The following is a 22,896-nucleotide window of genomic DNA, read 5'->3' as shown; positions in this document are numbered from 1 at the left end:
CCCGGGACTGTCTGCCCGCTAGCGCCCGAGGACGCTGATCAGCATGGCGGCGACAATAAACAGCACCCAGATGATGATGCCGATCAGGGCTGCCTTGCTCTGTGCCTGATTCTTGCGCGCATTCCGGTTCAGGAGACTCGCGGTCTGGCTTGGAGTCCGCTGTGCCATGGAGCTCGTCAGTAATTGCAGAAAAGCAGGAAGCGGCGTTTCAGCTTGCTGGTACCTGTTGGCGCCGTGGGTCCGTATGTCGCCCGGTTCGGCCTCGGTCGGCGTGATCTTGTGGGCCATCATGAACTCAATCTCTTCCCTGGTCAGCGGGGGTGCGGCATAGTCAATAACCGCACTATAGTTGGTTGACCGGTCACGGTCATATCTCGAGTAGATCGGGCCTCGTTCCTTGTTGAGTTCCATAGATGTCATCCCCCTTGCCACGTCGGTCCGTTGTGGCGCCGTAACGATTGTGCTTTCTTATTCTATCACATTGTGGATTCCACGTCACGTGGTCCGATGCTCTGAAGAATCTGTACAGTCAGGCTTGGTGGCGCTCCGCGAGGTACCGTCCCAGTTCCATGACATCCTGGGACACGAACGGCTCGACGTCGGGACTTGGGATGCCATAGTACGCAGTGAACGTGGCTGCCGCCAGGTGGTCGAGCGGGGTGGGCCATGCTGCATACGCGGCTGCGGGGACCCTCTGCTGTGCGCTGTCTGCAGTGGTCAGCAGGTCCAGCAGGTTAAGGCGAAGCATGGTCATGGGGCCGGCATATGACTGCATGAGGTCGGCAGGAACCAACCATCGCAGGGCGTCATCCAGCCTGATGATCTGTTCGGGAGCTTCCGCGAGCGGGCGGCGCGCCAGACGGTCACGCAGGACGGCCATCACGCCAAACACGATGCCCGTCAGCAACAGACTGCCGATAAGTGCGATAGTGCTCTGGACACGGGGAGCCATGCCAGAGGTCCCAGGCACCAGAGTGAATCCGTAGAGGATGCCGAGGTACAGCAGGATGGCATAGGCGGCGGCGCCGGCGATCTGGGTCGGGTCGAATAATGCAGGCCTGCCCTGCAGTTGCCCTATAGGTGGTCTCAGCCGGACCTCTGTCGGTCGCGTCGTCGTCGTACCGCCAAGTGTGGATGGTTGCTGGCTCATGGTTCCTCCTCATCGAGATGTCGTGCTGTCATCTTAGGTGACGGGCATCCCCGTACAACAGACTGCCTGTCACAGTATAGGCCATACAGAGATGAGGATGTAACCAGGACTCGCCAGGGACGTATGCCAGGTGACTGGGCATGACTCGTGGACGTTGTCCATGGGGCCTGGCCGGGAACCAAGTGAGCACGCAGTACGTCTTGATAGGTGAGGACCACATGGTCCTGCACAGGCAGCACGCTGGAGGATGATCTCATGATGAACATAGGAAAACCTTTGATGCTGGCAATCGGCACGCTCGTCGGACTCGTATCGGTCGCCTTGGCCAACCGCCCTGGGTATGAGCGGGTCCCGAACGTGGATGGACGTGAATACGTCATCAACAGGTGGACGGGCAGGGTCTCCGTCATCGACACAGACTTCAACGCCCAGAAACCTCGCTAGAAGTCCAGACTGTCCTGGCCGGCAGCAATGCCGGAGGGGTGCCTTGCTGCGACAGCGAGGATGCCCCTACCGCTTCGCGGCGCGCCAGAGCGTGGCGATCCGCTCCTCTTCTTCAGGGGTCAGCTTGTAGTTGGTGAGGTGCGGTGACTGGATGACGTGCATGTTCCACAGTACCGCATCCTGCAACAGGGCCGCTCGTGTCAGGCATCCTTCCTCAGGGGTCAGACGAACATTGTCGAGGGTGATGTCGACCGAAGGGACCGTTGGTCCCGGCTGGTGACTCACCCACCCTTTCTTGCCCTCGTCCGGGATGACCCGAGCCTCGGTCATTAGAATCCCGTGCGCGACGATGCCACCCGTTCCCGGCCGGTTGCCGTCCAGGCGCCAGATGTACACCTCATCGTCCGGGTATATATCTTCCGCGGCGCGCTTCTGCCGCACATGCCACGAAATCTCGGCGTAGTTGCGAAGATAGTCATCGAAGGCGGGAAAGTCTTTGGGACTCCCCTGAAACAGCCAAGTCGCCATGTCGTACCTCCCATGTCCGTTCCTGACAGTACTGTACGCCGTTGCTCGTATTCATCAAGAGAGGAGTTGAATTCCTGTCAGCATGGTTGACCGACTGACCCTCCGGCAGTCGCTACAGGTCGCGCAACCTCCGCCCCTCCCATACCTGGGCCAGGCGCGCGTCTTCGACCGCGGTCAGCTTGTAGTTGGTCACGCTGGGCATGCCGATGGCGTGCAAGTTCCGCAGGATGGCGTCCTGCAGGATCTCTGACCTGAGCAGGCAACCGGAGCGGGGCGTCAGGCGGACGTCGTCCAGCCTGATGAGGACCGTTGGGATGGAGACGTCGGGCTTCTTGCGCAGCCAGGTGACGAAGTTGCTGTCAGGGCGCACGACAGCCGGGCCGGACAAGATCCCATGAGCCACGATTCCTCCCGTTCCGGGGGAACCGCCATCCGATCGCCAGATGTAGACGGGATCGCCCAGGTGCATCTCGGGGATCAGCAGTTGCTGGTGGACGTACCACCGGATGTCGCGGTGCACCTGCAAGTACGCGTTGAGGTCGAAGTCCTTCGGGTTGCCCCGAAACAGCCATGTCGCCATCTCCTGCCTCCTGGTCGCTCCTTCTACTGCATAGTCTATGTCGTCAAGGGTTCTGTGCAAGACAAGAAACCCTGAACCGCAGAATGCATTGCTGTGTCGTGTCAGGGGTTATGTGCATGTCCGGCGGACAGGTTCATAGCAAAAACCCCCGCACGAGGCGGGGGTTTTCTTCAGGACGGTCTGCTGGGGATTCTAGAACAGATAGATGACGCTGACGCTGATTAGGATGTCCATGGTTCCGGCTTCCACAGGGGCTGGTGCGCTTTCCTTGGCCATCGCCATGTCGCTCCTGTAGATCGCGTTCGGAGAATAGGTATTCTCATTCACGTTGACCGTCTGGACGGACAGGATGGTCTTGCCGGCTGCCTTGGCGACGACGTCCGCTCTCTTGCGGGCGCTGGTCATGGCGAGGTCGAGGGCGGCGAGCCTGGTCTGTTCGAGCGTTGCATCGTCAACATCGAAGGAGATGCCGTTGACCACGTTGGCGCCATTGTCGGCGATCAGGCTGACGATCTTGCCGGCGTCCTTGATAGTGTGGACGATGACCATCATGGTGTGGTTCATGTCGTAGCCGACAAGGACAGACTTCTCGGTTTCCTTGTTCCACTCGTACCTGGGCTGAAGGCTGTATCCGGTGGTCTGGATATCCTCATCCTTGATGCCGGCGGCCTTGAGGGCAGCGGTGATCTTGACCATGATGGCGTCGTTCTCAGTCTGCGCAGCGCTGGATGTCTCCTTGCTGGTGAAGACGCCGAAGTTGATGCGCGCAATGGTTGGCTTGACCGTGATCTTGCCGGTGCCGGTCACGCTGACTGATGGTGTTGGAACGGTGGTCGTCGTGTCAGCCTTGACAGACTGTCTTGCGGCAAGGGCCGGCGAAAAGGCGATGACGGCCGCAATGGCCACGATGGCGATGGACTGCAGTGCAAGAAATGCAAATCTCTTCTTCATGGTATACCTCCTGTACTACACAAGTAGGATGTGTGCCTGCCTTCGTTCGGCAAGTCGTGGTTCGTGTTCATTGCTAGGACGTTGCAGTTGCGTCAGAGTTCCCGTTGTCGGTGAAGTTTTGCGCCCCGGCGGGTCGCATCCATCCTTCCCGCGCAACGCAAAACCCCCGCACGAAGCGGGGGTTCGTTGGGACAAAATCTTGTTGATTCTAGAACACGTAGGTGACGCTGACGCTGATCAGAACGTCGAGAGTCCCTGCTTCGACTGGGGCTGCGCCGGATCCTGAGATTGCCATGTCGGCCGCCTTGTACATCGGGTACGGTGTATAGGAGTTCTCATTCACGTTGACCGTCTGAACCGACAGGATGGTCTTGCCGGCTGCCTTGGCGACGACGTCCGCTCTCTTGCGAGCGCTGGCCATGGCGAGGTTGAGGGCGGCGAGCTTGGTCTGCTCGAGTGTCGCATCGTCGACGTCGAAGGAGATGCCGTCGACCGTGTTGGCACCATTGTCGGCGATCAGGCTGACGATCTTGCCGGCATCCTTGATCGCATGAACCGTGACCATCATGCCGTGGTTCATGTCGTAGCCGTTCTGGATGTTCTTCTCATTGGTCTTGTCCCATACCCATCTCGGCTGAAGGCTATATCCGGTGGTCTGGATGTCCTCTTCGCTGATGCCTGCGGCCTTGAGGGCAGCAGTGATCTTGGCCACGATAGCGTCGTTCGCGGTCTGGGCGCCATTTGCCGTGTCGTTGTGGGTGAAGACGCCGAAGTTGATGCGTGCGATGGTTGGCTTGACTGTGACCTTGCCGGTGCCAAGCACGCTGACGGTCGGTGTCGGAATGGTCAGCGATGTTTCAGCCTTGACGGACTGCCTTGCCGCAAGGGCGGGCGAAAAGGCGATGACAGCCGCAATGGCCACGATGGCGATGGACTGCAGTGCAACAAACGCAAATCTCTTCTTCATGGCATACCTCCTGTAGTGCATTGGCAGGTCTCCCTGCTCTCATGTTCGACGAACTGATTTCCGTCGTCATTTATAGGACGCATGACCGTCCCCCGAGTTCCCGAAACCTGACCCTTGATACTCAACAAGTGCCTGGAACAACGGCAAGCATCAGTCACCGAACTACATCAACCTGTCATTCTCTTGACGCCATGGACCTTGATGCTTGCGATCGACTGGACCAGGTCCTCGATACGGGGGTCGTCCTGTTCTGTCAGCCGACGCCCGTGCTGATCCTCTACCTGCACGGCTGCGCTGGACTCGTCGACGATACGCACGTCCTCGAATCCGGCGCCCCGTATGACTGCCAGGTACTGGTCTTTGAGGATGGCCCCCGCGACACACCCGACATAGGCCTCCACCGACGTCCGCACCCGCTCCGGCAATTCCTTCAGGAGCACCAGGTCGGAGACCATGAACCGGCCGCCGGGTCGCAGGACCCTGTAGAGTTCCCTGAACACCTTTTCCTTGTCCGGGACCAGGTTGATCACGCAGTTCGAGATGGCCACGTCGACCGAGTTGTCGAGCAGCGGCAGTGCCTCGATGTCCCCCAGCAGGAACTCCACATTGTCGTACCCGCCGGCCTTCGCGTTGGCTGTCGCCTTGGCGATCATCTCCGGCGTCATGTCCACGCCGATGACCTTGCCGGTCTTGCCGACTTTTCGTGCGGCAAGGAAGCTGTCGAACCCGGCGCCGGATCCCAGATCAAGGACAACATCCCCTTCTTTGAGGGCCGAGAAGGCGAGAGGATTGCCACAGCCGAGACCCAGGTTTGCACCCTCGGGAACCGCTGCGAGGTCCGCGTCAGAGTACCCCAGGCCCTTGCTGATGTCGCCGACGGCTTCGTCGGGCATGGGGCGGCATCCTGAGCCACATCCACATCCCGAGCCCGTCGCTATCTTCCCGTACTTGTCCTTGACGATCTCCTTGATCTTCTTGTCGACAGGAAGTTCACTCATTTCTCCTCCTTGTCGTCCATCCAGACGGCTCGCATCACAGGCCCTACGACACCCTTGACCATGTCACCAAAATCATCTGCCCTGAACATCATCAGGAAGCCCAGCTTTCCGTTGTTCATGGAGGTTGCGATCACCAGCTTGTCGCCCGCCACAAGGCCGACCTTCTCCCGCAGGTCCTTGGGAAGAATCATCTGCCCGCGCTCGTCGATCGTAACGACGGATTCCACCTTGCAGCATTCGGCTGTCGATGGTGTGCAGCAATGCTGTTTCTGCTTGTTGTCTGCCATGATACCTCCTATCCGTATAATCAGTTGTTACTGATATTGTGGATAGGACTGAGTTCCTGTCAAGACACCGTCCGCTCGTACTGAACGCCACACGTGTAGCAGCGCCGGTCATGGACGCAGATGGGGCTGCCGCACGACGGGCAGACCCAACGGGTGTTCTCGATGACCATGAACTGTTTCAGTCCCAGCTCGCGGATGCGATCCAGGTTCTCCAGCATGCTCATGCCATACTTGGTCCGATAGCGCAGGTCCAGCTGTCGGAGTCTTCGGCACGGATACTTGGTGCAGTCGAAGCAGAAGGTGGCTCCCTCACTCCTCAAGGCGCACGTCTTGATACTGCAGACCAGGCAGTGCTTCTGCTTCGGCCCCTCTTCGGCTAGGCACCCGGCACAGCGGTTCCTGTCGCGCAGGTGGGCGAGACAGATGCCGCAGTCCATGCCACACGGCGCCATCATGGAGGCAGGAATGCTGGTTTTGCGGTTTAGGTCATCGTCACCTGGCGCGGGGCGCTTCAAAGTCCACCTCGACTGCAGACTGTAGCCGGACGCCGCCGTGGCTCAGGGTTGTGTTCCACTCGTTGATGACATCACGCGCCTTTACGTTGTAGTTGCTGTGGGCGTCCTTCACCAGCACGACGTCATACCCCAGGTCGTGCCCGCCGTTGCACGTGGCCTGGACACATCCGTGGGTCACAAGTCCCGCCACGACGACCCGGCGCACGTGCAAGGCATCCAGCTCCGCTTTGAGCGGCGTGTCCTCGAAGGCGTTACCGTGGCGCTTGCGGATGAAGTTGTCCGACTTCAGCGGGATGAACGCCGGATGCAGCTTCCAACCGTCTGTCCCCTCCACCAGCGTCTTCTCACTGGAATGCTGGATCCAGAACACTGGAACCTTGGCCGCATGAGCCTTGTCCGCCAGCAGATGGATGTTCGCCAGCAGTCTGTCCTCGTCGTAGATTGGGAGGGTCTTGGCGAACAGCTCCCGTTGTACGTCGATGATCAACAGCGCAGGCTTGCCCCCCATCACGCGTGTGTTCACGACCGCAGGCGGACTATCTGCTGCTTTCTCAGCGGGTGTCGTGCCGGACCACTGCTTGGTTCCCCTGCGGATGCCGGTCCGTGCCCAGCGGTAGTGAGCGCCGCTGCATGAGTTGACATAGGCAGCCAGCGTGCTGATGCCGGTCCACTTGTATCGCCCTGACGTGAACAGCTCCTCCTCGGACAGCAACCCAGCCACGTCCAGCATGTGCTTGTGCGATGCCTCCAGCTGGTTCCTGACAGCTTCCAGCTTGGCATCCTTGTACCGCTCGTAGATGTCCTGGTTCAGTGCAGGCAGCTCGCTCCAGTTGTACCCCTTCGCCGGTGTGGCCGGTTTCTGTCCGCGCAGCCCTGCCTCGTACCAGCCCATATACATCCTCTGCCATTCCAGCAAGTGGGCCAGGATATCCTTAATGGACCAGACGCCGATGACCCCCGGCCGGACCATCTCCTCCGGTGTGAATGAGGCCACCTGCTTCCCTAGTGCCTCGTACTCCTTCTGAGCCTCATCCAGCAGTTGCTGTCTGTTGATCGGTTTTGGCATGACTACCTCCTTGCGTGGTGTTCCCGGGGATGTGCCGCGGTTGTCCACTTCAGAATACACCAGATGCAGGTTCCTCGTCAACGCCTCGCTCTGCTGATCCGTCACTCCCGCGAAGGCGGGAGTCCAGCTTGTTGCTTACGCTGTGTTGGTCACTTCGTGCCGGGCACCCCAAAGTCGACCTCGGCAGTAGCCTGCAGCTGGACGATGCCGTGGCTCAACTTTTCGTTCCACTCGTCGATGTCGTCATGAGCTTTCACACTGTAGTTGCTGTGGGCGTCCTTCACCAGCACGACGTCATACCCCAGCTCATGCGCACCATTGCAGGTGACTTGGATACAGTTGTGGGTCAAAAGGCCCGCCACCACGACGCGGCACACGTGCAAGGCATCCAGCTCACCCTTGAGTGTTGTTTCCTGAAACGCGTTGCTGTGATGTTTCTGGACGGAGTGGTCCGTGGTCAGCGGTTGCAGCGCTGGATGCAGTCGCCACCCATCGCTGCCCTCCACCAGGGTCTTCCAACCGGAGTGCTGGACGAAGAAGACAGGAACACCCGCTGCATGTGCGCGGTCGACCAGCAGGTTGATGTTGCTCAGGAGCTGATCTGCCTGGTAGATGGGCGTCGACTTCTCGAACAGCTCCTGTTGTACGTCAATGACCAGTAATGCCACCTGCTTCAGTTGTTCCATCGCGGACTCCCCCTTGCCAGCGGGTCAGCTCCCGTTTTTTGCACATCGCGTCATCGCGACCGCAGTCTCAGGCAACGCCCGCATGTCCAGATGGTCATTCATAGAGGGTGATTCTCATGCGCCCTGGCCTTCCCGAGTCTTGCCTGTTGGGCTACTCGTTGTTCCCCTCGGATGCCTTGACGCAGTAAGGTGACGCAGCGCCTATATGTTGGCTTCGTAGTGAGCAGTGGGGTCGTGAGTGCCCGACTGCACGGCTCGTATAAGACCAGCCCCAATGAGGCTTCTCAGATGTCGTTGCAGGGTGCTGTGACTGATATGAAGCTTGACTGTGAGGGCCGATGGCGTGTTGATGCCATCCCTGAGGATGGCCGAAAACACGCTCAGAGCGGTCCCCGAGAACCCCACAGCTCCTGCTTTGATCTGCAGGACGCCGGTCTTGATGACTTGTTCGCTCTTGCTCTGTACTTCCTGCATCTGTGTGGCCAGACCGCCCACGTAATATTCGAGCCAGCCGGTCATATCCATGTCGTGTTCACGCACACGTTGCAGGGCTGCATAGTATGCCGAGCGATCCCGGTCATAGAATTCGCTGATGGTGGACAGGCGCTTGAAGTCGTAGTTGCCACGATACATTACTAGCATGGCCAGCAACCGAGCCGTGCGGCCATTGCCATCGATGAAGGGGTGGATGTGCACCAGCTGGAATTGTGCTATGCCACTCACCAGGACCGTGTTGACGCCTGTGTCTGCGTTGAGCCATTCCACGAGATCGGCCATCAACGGTTGGACTTCATCAGCAGGCGGAGGAGTGTACACCGTTTCCCTGGTCACCGAATCGACGATCAGGTTCTGACCAAGTCGATACTGGCCAGGTGTTGCCGAGTCTCCCCGCACGTCGGTGACCAACCGTTTGTGGATCTCGCGGATCAACACCTCGCTCATAGGCTCGACGCTGCCGATATATCCAGCAACCAACTCAAATGCGGTACGGTAGTTGAGCAATTCGCGCACATCGTTCGGATTGGCCTCTGGTATCGTCTGCCCAGCCAGCAGCTGCGTGGCCTGCTCAAGCGTCAGCTGTGTGCCCTCAATATGCGTCGTATGGTGTGCTTCCAGAGTCAAGGCGTTTGCCTGCATGTCGCGGATCCAGTCGTCCGAGAGCCGTGCAGCCGACATAAAACCAACGGACCGCTCGATGCGTGTCAGACCTGCAACAATTGCATTGTTGATCGAGAATCTTGGTTCAAACATAGCAGCCTCCTTTGTCCAGTATAGTCAAGCGGTGGACTGGTGCCAGCTTGCTGATTCGTCATGCTTGCGCAGGGGGCTTATCCGTCACTCCCGCGCAGGACTTTTGGTGTTCCACCTCTAGCGTTATGTGGTACGTTTCAGGTATTCGGCAAGAAGCAACGCCCTGTCAGGGTCATCTTTGAGAGAACCTGCGGCGATGTTGCACGATCTACACAAGAGGCCACGAATCTTGCCCGTTTTGTGGTCATGATCGACACATAGCATTTTGGAACGCCCCCGTACCCCACCCACAGCACTAGTTCCGCAAACGGCACATTTCCCGCCCTGCAGCGCGAACACAGCGTCATACTGCGCTCGTGTTATTCCGTAACGCTTTAAGCTGTAATTGTAAGAGACTAGCGCGCTTTTTGCTGCTATCTCTGTGCGATGCTCTTCTTTAAATGTTTTCTTGGCCCTAGCAACGGCCGCTTTTCCAGTCTCAGTTTGTCGATACGCTCTCATGTAGGCTGTTCGACGTGCACGTTCTTCGTCTGTCATTGCCTCTCACCTAATCCTTTCCTAATCCCTTTTGACCTAGTGGCAGCACCAGGGATTAGGTCCGGGGTCACCCGGGCAATTACTCCGCGTCAGCTAGCTAGTTCACTGTACCAGACACGATCTCCGCACATAGATTCTTCCAATACGGCAGTTGTTCCCCGATCAGTGACTGAGCCCACCTGAGGAACCTCATGAAGTCGGGCGTGTCACTGGCAGGCCAGTAGGCGCAAATGACACGCAATCCGGTTCGACTGCCTTTGCCAGGGATTGCAGCGCACGCCATGTGCTTGACCTTGTAGAGGTGACAGCCATTGGTCCCGTAGTTACTCATGATGACGTAGCCGTCATCATATGACTGACCGGCCTTGCCTAAAACACGCAGCCAGACGTACAGAGCCTTGGCGAGGACCGTAAGGTCTTCATCAAGGCTCGGATAGCGTTTCTTGAGATGCTTCAGGTCGCCTTCGAATTCTGGCGTGTATGGTGTAGCCCTAAACATCTTCAGTGTACTGCCGCCGGGAATACGGCGGGGTGCGATAGAACACCAGCTCGTAGTCTATGACTTGACCATCTTTTGTGGCAAGCCACGGAACATCGCCATGGGAGTACTCGCTGATCTCCTTGCCATTCCTGTCGGACAGACGGGACAGAACATCCTCGATGACTTGAAGCTCTCGTCCCGACAGGACAGAAAGGTCTGGCGCTCTGCGGGCCAAGTACTTGGTCTGGAATCGCTCAAAGTACTTGTTCTTGACCTCTGTCAGGTCTCCGTCCTGCTCCATCCTCTGTACGATCTTGGTGAACTCCATCGGTGTCGGGCCGTACTGGTTCTTCTGATACCGAGCCCCGATGAGTTGTTCCTCATACTGCTCGTAGTAGTCGAAATCCATGAAGTACAGAAGCTTGTAGACAACGGTCCGACCAACGTTGGGTTTAGCACCAACCCTATTCAGGATGTAGAGCAGGACTTCCTTGAACTTCTCCACCTTCTCCTGTGGAACACTTACACGCATCGACTGAACGGGTTCCTCATTCTCCCTCACTCCCTGGATAACCACCTCTGGCTCCTTGTCTGGGTTCAGCAGATAATCTGCAGGAGTCTCCAGAATATCCGACAGTCTCTTGAGATCACTTGCCGAAAGCTTTCGCTTCCCGGCTTCCATCTGCGACACCGTCACTCTTGAGATACCTAGTAGTTCTGCAAGCCGTTGCTGGCTGTATCCCAGCTGTTCCCGTATCGACCGGATTCGTTTACTGAGGAGCCCGTCGAAATCGCTGGCGTTGTCCATGGTCAATCCTCCTCTCAGCCCTTCCCTTTGCATTATGGAGATGTAATGTATTGTGTCAATATGATGTAACATATACTGACAGTGTTATGATCGTTCGCCGCGTTCATTGTCTCTGGAATGCTGTCGGCGTCTCATGGACAAGAGTTTCCGCCTCCGCGGGAACGACAAGACGCGGCTAAAGTTGTCATGCCCGCGCAGGCGGGAGTCCATCTTGTTGCATTTGGGGCTACAATACTTCACACGGAAACACCAGCAAGGTTCAGGGAGGGGACATGATGTTCAGGGCATCGGTCGAAAGGTACTCGGAGGCCGTCGCGCAGCAGAATCGCCACGCCGCCTTCCCCAACGTCACCATCACCCACTCCCTGGAGTCCCGGCCATACTTCAGAGAGGAGGTGTAGCATGCCTGGATCAAGATTCGCAAAGAGGCTAGCCTTGGTGTTGCTCATTCTGAGCTTGCTGTCCTCCCCACTTGTCTACTATCTTCTCAAGTTCAGAGCTACGAGAGGACTTGCTGTACTTCGGACGGTTAGCGAGACGACCATTGATGAAGCAGGGGGAGAAAAGAGACATATGTCGATACAAATCGCCCCCTTGCCTTCGTCTCGCTTTCGTGTTTACAGTGCGTATCTCGGTTTTGAGATATCTGATGATGCACATCCTGAAGTCCACGTAGACGGATTCTTCTGCCCGTATCCGTCTACAATTCCTCTCACCACCTGCGCGGTGAGGGAATCCGGGGAAGACAACAGCTACAACCTGGTTCTATACCTGGGAATCGCCGACGACACGGGCACCGCAGTTGAATGGTGCCAAGGAAGAAAAGTCATAGAACCGTATGTGAGGGAATTCATCTCAAGATTCCAGAGCGAACCCAATTCCTTCTCTCCAGTTGAACAGCTTCGCCTTTTTGGAGAATATTTCTGGGGAGTTGTTTTGCGTCGGCTGAATCCCTTCTCACTACCAATGCCTGGAGAGTTTCCATTCCTAGCGATGCTATTCATGTATGTCGTTGGCCTGCCACTTGCAGTCGTACACCTTGTAACCCTGATCTACCTTCCTCTCATCGTGGTAATCCCTCCCGTTCTTTCGACCCCATTTTTCTTTGTATGGTTCTTTTCTCTCATACTTCTCACCATCGATTATTTCCATTCCTTCAGAATGACCAGGAACCTTTGGAGTAGAGTCACGAGTCACTTCACGCGAAAGTGACGTTGAAGGGGGGACCACATGTTGCCGTCTCCCCAAACCCCTCGACAAGAACTCTTGTCTTACCGGACAATTTGAACGCTGCCCTGCCCCCTATTGTGGCCCCGTGTTTGAGAGCGAACCGCTCGCTATTATCGAGAAGTGCCCATATCCAATAATAGGACGTCGATTTGCGCTCCATATTATTGCCGGCGATAATAGCGATCCGAGCAAAAAGGATGGCAAGCGATATAGTAGATATCTGTGAGATCGATGCAGTAGAGATCTGCAAAAGCGATCATGTGACAAATCTAGTGCTCAGTATGGGGGGAAAAGATGGAAGACACAAAGACTCCGACATTCAGGAAGTTCCCAAACCCCAACTTCGACGTGCATTCCGACGGTGACTACTGGGAGAAGTTCAAACCGCTGAAGGACAAGACTGCACTGCTCATCATCGACGTCCAGAAGCACGACCAGGACCTGTCGGTCGAGCTCAGGGATTCAGGCAACATCTACCTGTACGACCGACTGAGCGGGACAGTCATCCCAAACGCCAGGCGACTACTCACGTTCTTCCGTGACCAGCAGATGGTCGTGACGTTCGCGACACTCGGCAATCAGCGTGAGGACGGTCGTGACCGTTCACCTACTCAGGCCAGACCGGGCTGGAACTACACGCTGCTCAAGATCGGCTCGAGGGAGCAGGAGGTTGTCGATGAGCTGAAGCCCAGGGATGGCGAGGTCGTCGTCTGCAAGACCACGGACAGCACTGTGATGGGTACCCAGTACGGCCACATCCTGAGATGGATGGGCATCGAGCACGTGGTAGTCTGCGGCTTGTTCACCGATCAGTGCGTCTCCAGCACCGTGCGCGACTTGTCGGACTGGGGCTATACCGTCTTCCTGGTGGAGGACGCCACGTCGGCCATCAACGCCGACCTTCAGATCTGGGAGACCAGGATGCTGAACCAGATCTACTGCAAGGTGGTCTCAACTGACGAAGTGCTCCAGGATCTGGCGACCCAATAGCGAGCGTGACGCAGTACGGTGACGCAGTACCTAGATGTTGGCTTTGTAGTGAGCAGTGGGGTCGTGAGTGCTCGGATTGTTAATCGATTCTTCAAACCCTCATATGTACCGCTAATAGGCGGGTGTCTAATGCCCTGTGCGAATTGAAGACAAGAAGGTAGTAATGAATCTCTGACGAAAGCAGCTCCAACCTTGTCTCATCGACCACTCTCTTCTAGCATCTACCCTTATGGAGGGTAACAACAATACTACGGCTTCGTTGTGATAAAGGGCTTCTTATCCCTTTTGCAGATAAGCTGTATCGTGTGGTTGCCGGATATAGCCGCCGTAGGCATGCCGCCGCCCGGGTTCACCCACTGACCCGCCATGTAAAAGTTGTCCAGCCCAGGAAGGGTTTTACGCATTGATGAAGTGAATGATTCGGCACTGAACACCCATCCTTGGTAAGCGCCCCGCCAGTTGCCGGTATACCGTTCCCAGGTTATGGGAGTAGCGACATCACGCATTTCCACCTGCGCTGTGATGCCCGGGAAACGCTGTTCCAGCCCGGCGATAACGTCACCGGCAATCCTTTCCTTCTCTGCTTTGTAGCGTTCCGGGTCCTCCCGCAAATTCTTCCAGTAATCGTAATCGGTCTCGAACCCGACCACGGCGATGTTCTTACCGGGAGGCGAGAGGGTAGGATCGAAGTTATAGACGCGTACATTCAGGTACTTTTCTTCCTTCCCGGCAACAACTATCGGTTTATCGAGCGGATAACTTGTTCCGGCGATGGAGGGGGGAACGTCATCGAAGGTACGGTTTACCCCCAGCGCCACGTATACCAGCGGCTTGAAAAGATCAGGGTGCTCATACCTGTTTCTTATCTCATCGTCAGTATATTTGCCTTCGAGCATGTCGAATATCGTGGTTCGGCCGTCGGCTGTGGAGATAACCCAGTCAGCCCGGTGTTCCGTCCCGTCGGCCAGCTTTACACCTACGGCCTTGTCACTTTCGACCAGTATCTTTTCGACTCTGGCATGTACGTGCAGTTCCCCACCCAGCGCCTTGTAGCGCCGTTCGATCGGCTCGACCAGAGCCAGCGCCCCGCCGATGACATAGCCGGCCAATTTCCGGTGCTGCATGGCAAGCGCCATCAACGACATTATCAGAGGAATATCGCCACCGAAGGCAAGCACAAAGACCTCGCGCAGATATGGGTTTCTAAAGCGTTGGGCATACTCCCTGGTGTTCACCTTACTCCATTTGCGCATCATGTTCCCCAGAGGGAGCATCTTCATCATGGCTATGTTATCGAAGAAGTTGTTCAATTCGGGCGGTTTACCCACCGGAAAGTCGAGATTTGCAGACCGCTGTACTTTAGTGAGTTCCCTGATAACGCCTTCATCTTCCGGAGCCAACTCCAGCAGATACTGCTCGAAGCGTTCGGCATCGCAATAGACGGAAAAAGCTTTACCCTCCCTATTTTCGATTACGGCGTTCAGGTCGTGGTTATAGATCTTCCAGTTCTGTGCTACCCCCAGCTCCTCCCAGACTTGATAGTTACCGGACCCGGGTTTAGTCCCCATCAGCCAGTTCATCGCGCCGTCGATAGTGTACCCGTTGCGCTTCCAGGCGGTGGCGACCCCGCCGGTGATGCTGTGCATCTCGAAGATGGACGTTTCATAGCCGTTCATACGGCCGTAGCAGCCGGCGGAAAGACCGGTAAGGCCTCCCCCAATGATGACTATTGACTTCTTCATCGCCTCCTCCTTTTACACAAATTCATTTGAATAGATACGCATACTCCTGGCAGTTCTGCGAGCTGTTGCTGGCTGTATCCTGGCTGTTCCCGCATCGACCGGATTCGTCTGCCGAGGAGATCGTCGAAATCACCGGCACTATTCATCGTGAGTCCCGCTCTCTGCTCCTACTTGAGTACTATGGATGTGTAATGTATTGTGTCAATGTGGTGTAAAACATACCGACAGTAGTACGACCGTTCACAGGCGATGTGTCCGCCGGTCCGTGCATGTGTGCGAGGATGTCGCTGTCGCGAACCAGTCTCTGCAAGCGCACGAGGCGCTGTCTCTTGCTGCGTTTTGTGTTACAGTCGTTGACACGGTAGCGCTGGCTGGACTCAGGGAGGGCACATGGCGTTCAGGGCACATCCCCCCAGAACTTGAGTCCAGAGATTCAATTCGGCTAGCGGACGAGAGGACCGAGTCAGCCGTCAGCCTTGAACGACGGAGACTCTGGTGGTTTCGATCCTATGTTCCCGTTTGCCAGAGTGTACAGCACTTTCTGGCGCACCGCCGCACGGATGACCCCTTCGATCCGCTCTCGTGTCTGGTCATGGACAGCCTGTATGCCAAGGATCCGGGCGCAGCCGATGACAAGTCCATCCGTGGGAGCAGAACGGTCGGATTCGAGAATCAGGGTGATTGCGGCCAGGATCTCCTCGTCGCAGATCAGCTCAATACTGGCCAGGGAGGCATCGTCGCGCCAACGCGGGGCTACTGTGCTCATGGATGCGGGCCACAGGAACTCGCCTTTCTGCATGATCGGTGCATCAAGAAACGCGTCCAGCAGCCCGCCATATGTGACCTGAGGCTTGGCCATGGCGTTCCTGGCCTTGTCCCACGAGCAGGCATAGTTGATTGCCCGATACACCTTGTCCTGGATTCGTGGGCCTGCTCGCTGGAATCCCCACAGACTACGCACACGCTTCACGACCTCAGCCTCGTGGATCGGCCCCTCCGTCAGCACTACCTCGACGACTACCGACGCGACTGCAACAATTGATGCCTCTCTCAGGTCGATCGTAGTGAAGACGCCACGCGTCGACGTGCACATCGCGTACGGTTGACCGGCAGCGTACTCTACCTCCCTCGGTCGCGTCGCAACAGTCTGGCCCCCAGCCTGACCTGGTGGCGGACTCCCCCAAACCGAGCCACCCTGACCTGAACGGGGGTCACCGGAAGACCCCGCTGGCGAGACCCCCCTGTCTCCGTCGTCATGCTCTGCGAGACGGCGGACCTCGTCCAGGAGACGCGCACGAACGCGGGCGCGGTCACGGAACCAGTCGGTCGACCAGACTCTGACGATGCGCCAGCCCAGCCCTTCGAGAATCTGCTGACGCAGACGGTCGCGGTCGCGTGCGACGCGTGCGGAGTGGTACGTGGCTCCGTCGCACTCGACCCCACAGAGATACCTGCCGGGCCGAACCGGGTCGACGACCCCGATGTCGACTCTGAAGTGAGCACACCCCACCTGCTTCCTGATCGTGAACCCGGCGTCTTGGAGCAACTCCCCGACGGCAATCTCGAAGGGGGACTCTGCGTCCTCCAGAGTACCGGTCGTGATGGGAAACGTCCTCGTCGCAGCGTATTGTAGGAATGCCCTCAGCGCCGAGAGTCCCCTCCCTTTCCCATCCGCAGGGATCATCTCGGCCTGGAAATTGGCGAAGACCACGCACTCTATGCGCGCACGGGTCATGAGCACGTTAAGTCTGCGCTCGCCCCCCAGTTTGTTGATGGGGCCAAAGTTCTGGGAGAAGTGGTGGCTCTCATCGAAGCCGTAGCCAACGCTGACAAAGATGATGTCACGCTCGTCCCCCTGGATCGTTTCGATGTTCTTCACGAAGCAGTGTTCCGGATTGGTGCGGTCGAAGAACTGGTCGAGCTGGGGGTTCGTCTCGCGGAGGACCGCAAGCTCGTCGTCTATTGCGCGCTGCTGTTCAGTGTTGAATGTACCGACGCCCAGGCTCAACTCCGGATGTTCCTGATAGTGCTGGACCACCCTTCGCGCGACCTGCGCGGCCTCGACGCGGTTCGTGCGGCTGCGTCCACGGTCATAGACCCCCTCAGGCACATGGACGAAACTCAGCCCCAACCCTGGGGCAATGTCGACAGCTGACGGATAGACACGGAGGTGATTGTCGTAGAACTCACGGTTTGACACGGCAATCAGAGACTCATGCCTGCTGCGGTAGTGCCACAGCAGCTCTTTGTGGCACTGACCGGGCAGGGCATTCTTGCACAGATGCAGGATGCTCTCGACATCCTGGACCGGGACGTCTCCGATGTCTTCATCGTCGATTTCGTCATCGGACGCCATCCGGTCAAAGAACGACGTAGGCGGAAGCTGCCTGGTGTCTCCCATCACAATGAGCTGCCTGCCCCTCAGCAGAACCCCAAGGGCCTCCTCCGGCTTGACCTGGCTCGCTTCATCGAAGATGATGCAGTCGAAGCTGGCGGTTGCCGGGTCAAGGAACTGGGCCACGGAAAGGGGGCTCATGAGGAAGCATGGCTTGAGGGCCTGAATGTAGCGGCCCGCGTCTCGCATGAGCAATCGAATGGGGCGGTGGCGCCGCTTGCGGTTGATCTCGCCCCGCACGACGCCCGCCTCGGACCCGTGAATGGGATTCGCAAGGATGGCGGGCCTGCCGTCTTCGATCAGCCGAGCAAGGCGATGTTGATTCAGCTGAATGATTCGGCGGTCCAGCCGAACGAATTCCTCGATGGCAGCCTCATGAGAAGCACCACTGAAGCGAGCGAGCGCCGGGCATTCGTTGAACGCCTTCCGCAACAGGGTATCCGCCAGGCATGCGTCGAAGTACGGCACGAGTTCAGCCGGAAGGAACCGACCGCTCTCTGCCGTCTTGACAAACGTCTCGCCAAGAGCCTTGCGGCAGTCGGACCGCGCAACGACATACTCGGACCATGAAGGAAGCATGTCGGTGCTTTGGATCCACATGTCCAGGAGTTGAACGAGTTTGCGGGGAGGCGTGTCGTTCACAAGTCTCGCGCTCACGTCGCAACCGACGCGCGCGTACACGCCAAGGAGGGACGACCTCGCTTCGTTCATTCTCTCCTCCATGTCATGGATCTGCGCCAGGCGCTCGCCCGCAGGGCGCACCACTGCTGCGAGCACTTTCGTGGTCAGTCTGCCCTCATCAATAGCGGCCCAAAGCCGCAACATCCAGGTAGAAATGCGTGCAAGCTGTTCCGGATCGCTGTCTTCCCCCTTCCATGCACTGCCGAAGTACACTGTGCCCGTGCCCGCTTGGCTGGCGACCCACTCTCGCTCCTTGAGCAAATCCCTCAGTCGTACCAGTAACTCGAGCATCCGCCGGTCACCCACGGGCTTGTCGAGAGCCAGAAGCGCTAGCACGCTTGCGTGAGCGCGCCTGTATTCGCGGCTGAACATCCGACCAATCCGCTGAGGGAGCGTCTCGTAGTACCTGTGCGTCTCGCATAGCTGCAGATATGAGGCCATGGCACTATCCACCTCCGCCGACGCCAGCCCCTCCTCGTACCTGAGTTCGGCATCTGATCGCATCGTCTGGATATGGCGGATAGCGTTCAGGAGTCCGTCGGACGCACCAGCTCCTCGGTGCCACTCCGGACCTGTGGAAACGGCCAGTTCAACCGCAGGGGCATTCACTGCCTCAGGTGCACGCTGGACGGCCACAAGCGCCTCGGCAAACGTGCTCGTGGCGGGAATACCCAGTTCCAGCAAGTTGGCAATACCTTCGCTCGCTCTCTCGGTGGATCGCCTCGCTGCCTCTAGGAGTCGGCCTATCGTCGGCAAGTCATTTGGCATCAGAATCCCGACTTCGCACTCACGCCAGGGGCTCTCCGCCACAGAGCCCACGCCCTCCAGATGGCGACTCAGGGCAAACACTGCCTGCCTATGGGTGTTGATCTCGTTCTCTTTCCATACATCGGCGGCGTCGAACTCCTGCGTCTCCAATGGCAGTAGGCACTTTCGAAGCCGCGTGATTGCCCTCTCCTTCAGGCCAAACAGGGCGAAGGGCGATGACTTCGCTGCTCCAACGGGACCGCCCAACGCGCGGGCGTATGCTCCCAACTGAGCCCGTAACTCATCGACCCGCGCGTAGTCGGCGGTGTCCGCCTTGTGCGGGCAGACCTCGTTCTCAAGCACCTTCCGCAGCTGGTCGACGAAGTGCTCCTTCGTTGCCTTGTCGCTGTGCAGCTCAAGGCAAGCCGTACCCAAGCCCACGCCGTCAAGCCGCAGCTTGACCACGTCAAGCGCTGCCATCTTCTGGCTTACGAATAGCACCTTCTTGCCACTTCCCAGCAGCTCGGCGATGATGTTGACGATAGTCTGGGACTTACCTGTGCCCGGCGGCCCCTCCACGACTAGGCTGCGACCGGCCTTGGCGTCCTCAATCACGGCAATCTGTGATGGGTCAGCGTCTACGACGTGAAGTATGTCCGCGGCATGGAGCTTCTCGTCGATCATCTCCGGATCGAATCCCGGTCCATCGTTCCCAGGAACTGGCTCACTGAATAGGAGGCTGCGCAGCAGGTCGGAACTCTCGAAGTGGTCTGTCTCCGACCAGGCTTCCGGGTCCAGGTCATGGTACAGCGAGAAACCTGCGAAGCTGAAGAAATCCAGTTCGACGAGGTCGAGGACACGCCACTGGTCGGGGACGGACCGTCCGACCGACTGATAGTACTCATCGAGCTCGGCAGCCGTCTCCGGGCCATTGAGCTGCGGCAGTTCGATGGACTGTTCACGCAGTTTCGCCTGGAGCGACATGTTGGCGACGACATCGTCGCCATTCCAGACAATCTGGTATCCCCTGCCTTGCCGCAGCGCCTCGAGCCTGACCGGGACAAGCACCACGGGGGCCCTGTGGACCATATCTGCCGCGTCGGCCTCGCGCCACTCAAGAAACCCCAGTGCCAAGTACAGGACGTTGTAGCCTCTCTCCTCGACGACTGCCTGCGCGTCTGTGTCGAGATCCCGCAAGCGCTTCGCAAGGTGCTCCAGGTCATAGGAAGCCTCTGCAGAGGAGTTGCCCGAGGGGATGACGAGTTGGCTCAGCGGAATCGGCGGGACTGGCGGCCGTTCCGTGAGCGACTGCCCTGACGTGCTGGCACCAGCCGATGATTCTGTGCCGTCGACGCCTCCATGGGCAGTATGTGCTTCGTCGTCGGTGAACAGGCTGCCCAAGGCCTTCTCCAGATCCACTCGCCCAAGGACTACGATGGCCTTCTCCTGATTCACCAACACGTCGAGCGCGACGCGCGGGTCAATGCCAAGGACACGCAGCGAACGAGCCTTCGTTGGGCGATAGTTGAGGAGTCGGTTCCGCATGGTCAGGTCGAGCAGGTTTCGACGAGCACCCTCCAACTTCTCTTTGAGCCTTGGATCCATGACACCCTCCTGCTCCGGTCGATATCCTGTACTTGAGCCAAAGGCCGAACAGATGCCCCGTGGCGTACGTGACTACTCCGTGCGTAGTCTCTCGACTAACACATACAACTCGGTCACTTGCTCAGAACCTCTCCGTCAACTCTTGCGCTTGCTACTCCGGATCCTCATCGCCATTCTCTTCGCTCCGGGTGCTTCAAGCGGGGAGAAGTAGGTGGGGATGGAGCCTCGATGCAGCGTTGGTGAATCCTCCGTGCATACAGCGAATCGCGGTTCCTAGCTCCTCCAAGAGCGAAAATCAAGAACCCCTGATGCACTTCGATATGGCTCGTGTCAGGTACTTCTCGTCGAACTCATCATTGCGAAGGATGTTGCTGCCGACGGCATCGACATGAGCGATCTTGTAGTCCGATATGGCCGACTCCACAAGGGTCATTGATCTCGTGTACGTATCCTCCATCTTCCCGTTGTCATCGAGAGCTGCAAACAAGTCTCCCTTCAGCTTCTGGAACTCGGACTTCCGGCCTTTGAGATCTAGCGCTGAGTCACTATGTCGCAGGAGCGCGCACGCCGTGCGCACAAGGTGCAGCATGCCGTAGTCCATGACATCCTGCTCGGTGAGACTGGCGCTACCTGCATGTATGTTGTCCCTATTGATGGAATAGAGGCGAAGGTACAGTAGATACGCAATCAAGTAGGCGTCGTAGTCGTAGTCGACGTCGAAGACCTTTCCGTAGTTGTCCTCAAACGTTCTGGACGGGTTGTTGCGCGATTGGCCTGGTCTTCTCCAGAATATGCTGTACATGACTTGGAACAGACGTATCACAGGTACAATCCGAGATGCCGGCTTCAGCCTCCGGCGATAGAAGTTGATTCGCCTTTCATAGTAGAGAGTGTACGGATGGTAGCCCAAGAAGTGTGCCTCAATTGCCTTCTGGATAGGCTCATTCGCATGTAGAGCAGTACCCAGCACAGCAGTCTGGGAGTTGGTGGCATCTACTATGTCTGCCTCCACCTGCTCGTCTGTCGTCTGGATGATTTTGACAACGACGCGACACGAGTCATCGTTCTCAAGTGTTCCACGGCACTCATTTAGAACGTTTACTGTTTGGCATCCATTGACTACCTGGAAGTCTCTCAGAGTGAGATCCTTGTCCAACTTGTTGCCTTGACGGCACACGATCGTCACGCCGTTGTTCAAGCACCAGAAGTTCCGCCGCGCCTCTGACTTCAGGGTCTCAGCAATGTTCCGATTCACCTTCTTCTGATTCCCGTAGTAGTCCCTGACATTGTATTGGAAGTATCGGGGATCAAGCTGCCCCTGATCGTTGGCGAGCAGACCCAAGAGAGACTTCACATCGACGATGCCAAGCCAGCCTAGCAAACCAGGATTGTTCTGCCGATCTACGTATTCAATGACGTCTCGGCAACGCAGTTCGCCAGAGTAGGAGTCCTGTGACCCAAGTGCAAAGACCTCCTTTGCACCCAAGTAGTGCACGCGTGCATCTGCTGCGCAGTTGCCTGCCAAAGACGCAACGAGCTTCTTCGCGACGGTCGAGACGCTCTGATTGACAGAGCTGGCATCTCCAAAGCAGATGTAGTAGACGTTTACTCTCAAGGCGTTGGCATTCGAGGCTGAAGCCCAGCGTTTGACGGCATTCCTTGCCAGTTCCCCTCGTCTGCGAAACACGTCGTTTCCAGCAAGAGGTTCGCGATAGCTGAAGATGGCATCGACGCCACTTTTGGTTTTCAGCATCTGGCTTTCCTTGAACCCATTGTCCGTTGTCACTTGTACGACCTTCAACTCGACTTGGGCATCGGCTGTGATGCTGTCTAGGTCGGAGTCTTCCTCCAACAGTTGTCCCGAGCTGAACACGTAGATTGCATCGACCCCGCAATCGCCTGAGTCGTCAGTGATACCTGCCACGACCTGATCGTAGTCCAATGAAGCCGGCTTCAGCAGGGTCCATGTACAGTACACAAGAAATCTCTTGTTCTCACTCACGAATCTGGAGTCGGGGTCGTCTCTGAAGAACTGCTGTACCCGCGCCTCAATCAGTGCTCTCAGTGCCATAGACCCTCCCAGCAACAAAACTCGGTCGTGTTGATCGAACTGCGCGCCGCCTCTTGTGTCTTCATGAATCAGTGTATGGTCGATGCTCTGCGCTGACTAACCATCAGAATTTCTCCGCAAACTCTTGTGCTGCCTTGTCCAGGTCCTGGTCGTCGACCTCTTCGCCACGGGTGGCCCAGGCGGGGA

The 22,896-nt window shown here is 57.5% G+C and carries 21 protein-coding genes; 3 read left to right on the top strand and 18 right to left on the bottom strand.

The annotated features are described in order from the left end of the window. Positions 1-18 precede the first annotated feature (18 nt). The gene (locus C0398_07630; GenBank protein MBA4365848.1) at positions 19-411 is read right to left on the bottom strand and encodes a hypothetical protein; all 393 of its coding nucleotides are present in this window, start codon (positions 409-411) and stop codon (positions 19-21) included. A 118-nt stretch (positions 412-529) separates the two neighbouring features. Continuing rightward, positions 530-1,150: a hypothetical protein gene (locus tag C0398_07625; GenBank protein MBA4365847.1), complete on the bottom strand. Its 621-nt coding sequence runs from the start codon at positions 1,148-1,150 to the stop codon at positions 530-532. Between the two features lie 255 nt (positions 1,151-1,405). Here C0398_07625 and C0398_07620 point away from each other — a divergent pair, with 255 nt between their 5' ends. Beyond that, entirely contained in the window at positions 1,406-1,594 is a 189-nt protein-coding gene (locus C0398_07620; protein MBA4365846.1) for a hypothetical protein, read from the top strand. A 66-nt stretch (positions 1,595-1,660) separates the two neighbouring features. Here the strand turns inward: C0398_07620 and C0398_07615 are convergent, their stop codons facing one another. The 13 genes from C0398_07615 to C0398_07555 form a co-directional block, all read right to left on the bottom strand. Beyond that, positions 1,661-2,122, bottom strand: a complete 462-nt coding sequence (locus C0398_07615; GenBank protein MBA4365845.1) for a hypothetical protein — start codon at positions 2,120-2,122, stop codon at positions 1,661-1,663. 112 nt (positions 2,123-2,234) lie between these two features. Continuing rightward, complete coding sequence (locus C0398_07610; GenBank protein ID MBA4365844.1) at positions 2,235-2,702, bottom strand: hypothetical protein; 468 nt, start codon at positions 2,700-2,702, stop codon at positions 2,235-2,237. A gap of 192 nt (positions 2,703-2,894) precedes the next feature. Next, the gene (locus tag C0398_07605) at positions 2,895-3,653 is read right to left on the bottom strand and encodes a hypothetical protein (GenBank protein MBA4365843.1); all 759 of its coding nucleotides are present in this window, start codon (positions 3,651-3,653) and stop codon (positions 2,895-2,897) included. A gap of 208 nt (positions 3,654-3,861) precedes the next feature. Continuing rightward, positions 3,862-4,641, bottom strand: coding sequence for a hypothetical protein (locus C0398_07600; GenBank protein ID MBA4365842.1), 780 nt, complete (start codon positions 4,639-4,641; stop codon positions 3,862-3,864). Positions 4,642-4,787: 146 nt separating this feature from the next. Then, positions 4,788-5,618 carry an arsenite S-adenosylmethyltransferase gene (locus tag C0398_07595; protein MBA4365841.1) on the bottom strand — a complete coding sequence of 277 codons (831 nt, stop codon included), beginning with the start codon at positions 5,616-5,618 and terminating at the stop codon, positions 4,788-4,790. Then, positions 5,615-5,905, bottom strand: coding sequence for an AbrB family transcriptional regulator (locus C0398_07590; protein MBA4365840.1), 291 nt, complete (start codon positions 5,903-5,905; stop codon positions 5,615-5,617). The genes C0398_07595 and C0398_07590 overlap by 4 nt, the downstream gene beginning before the upstream one ends. Positions 5,906-5,964: 59 nt before the next feature. After that, the gene (locus tag C0398_07585) at positions 5,965-6,360 is read right to left on the bottom strand and encodes a hypothetical protein (GenBank protein ID MBA4365839.1); all 396 of its coding nucleotides are present in this window, start codon (positions 6,358-6,360) and stop codon (positions 5,965-5,967) included. Between the two features lie 37 nt (positions 6,361-6,397). Then, positions 6,398-7,486 (bottom strand): hypothetical protein, encoded by a 1,089-nt coding sequence (locus C0398_07580; protein MBA4365838.1) that lies wholly within the window; start codon positions 7,484-7,486, stop codon positions 6,398-6,400. Between the two features lie 149 nt (positions 7,487-7,635). Continuing rightward, positions 7,636-8,172: a cysteine hydrolase gene (locus C0398_07575; GenBank protein MBA4365837.1), complete on the bottom strand. Its 537-nt coding sequence runs from the start codon at positions 8,170-8,172 to the stop codon at positions 7,636-7,638. A gap of 201 nt (positions 8,173-8,373) precedes the next feature. Further along, the gene (locus C0398_07570) at positions 8,374-9,423 is read right to left on the bottom strand and encodes a Fic family protein (protein MBA4365836.1); all 1,050 of its coding nucleotides are present in this window, start codon (positions 9,421-9,423) and stop codon (positions 8,374-8,376) included. Between the two features lie 123 nt (positions 9,424-9,546). Then, entirely contained in the window at positions 9,547-9,924 is a 378-nt protein-coding gene (locus C0398_07565; protein ID MBA4365835.1) for a hypothetical protein, read from the bottom strand. 133 nt (positions 9,925-10,057) lie between these two features. Beyond that, positions 10,058-10,459, bottom strand: a complete 402-nt coding sequence (locus tag C0398_07560) for a hypothetical protein (protein ID MBA4365834.1) — start codon at positions 10,457-10,459, stop codon at positions 10,058-10,060. Continuing rightward, positions 10,452-11,249 carry an XRE family transcriptional regulator gene (locus C0398_07555; protein MBA4365833.1) on the bottom strand — a complete coding sequence of 266 codons (798 nt, stop codon included), beginning with the start codon at positions 11,247-11,249 and terminating at the stop codon, positions 10,452-10,454. Before C0398_07555 ends, C0398_07560 begins: the two co-directional genes overlap by 8 nt. Positions 11,250-11,651: 402 nt before the next feature. On the opposite strand from C0398_07555, the gene C0398_07550 reads away from it, so the two are divergent. Continuing rightward, a complete protein-coding gene (locus C0398_07550; protein ID MBA4365832.1) occupies positions 11,652-12,461 on the top strand; it encodes a hypothetical protein in 810 nt (269 codons plus the stop codon). 312 nt (positions 12,462-12,773) lie between these two features. Next, on the top strand, positions 12,774-13,469 hold the full coding sequence (locus C0398_07545) for a cysteine hydrolase (protein MBA4365831.1): 696 nt from the start codon (positions 12,774-12,776) through the stop codon (positions 13,467-13,469). 248 nt (positions 13,470-13,717) lie between these two features. Here the strand turns inward: C0398_07545 and C0398_07540 are convergent, their stop codons facing one another. The 3 genes from C0398_07540 to C0398_07530 all read right to left on the bottom strand — a co-directional run bounded on the left by C0398_07540 (position 13,718) and on the right by C0398_07530 (position 22,710). Then, the gene (locus C0398_07540; GenBank protein MBA4365830.1) at positions 13,718-15,211 is read right to left on the bottom strand and encodes an NAD(P)/FAD-dependent oxidoreductase; all 1,494 of its coding nucleotides are present in this window, start codon (positions 15,209-15,211) and stop codon (positions 13,718-13,720) included. A 463-nt stretch (positions 15,212-15,674) separates the two neighbouring features. Next, complete coding sequence (locus C0398_07535; protein ID MBA4365829.1) at positions 15,675-20,639, bottom strand: hypothetical protein; 4,965 nt, start codon at positions 20,637-20,639, stop codon at positions 15,675-15,677. A gap of 295 nt (positions 20,640-20,934) precedes the next feature. Then, positions 20,935-22,710, bottom strand: a complete 1,776-nt coding sequence (locus C0398_07530) for a hypothetical protein (GenBank protein MBA4365828.1) — start codon at positions 22,708-22,710, stop codon at positions 20,935-20,937. Positions 22,711-22,896 lie beyond the last annotated feature (186 nt).

It is taken from the genome of Coprothermobacter sp. (assembly GCA_013824685.1).
In the GTDB taxonomy this organism is placed as follows: domain Bacteria; phylum Caldisericota; class Caldisericia; order Cryosericales; family Cryosericaceae; genus Cryosericum.
This window is presented reverse-complemented; position numbering and strand designations above follow the sequence as displayed.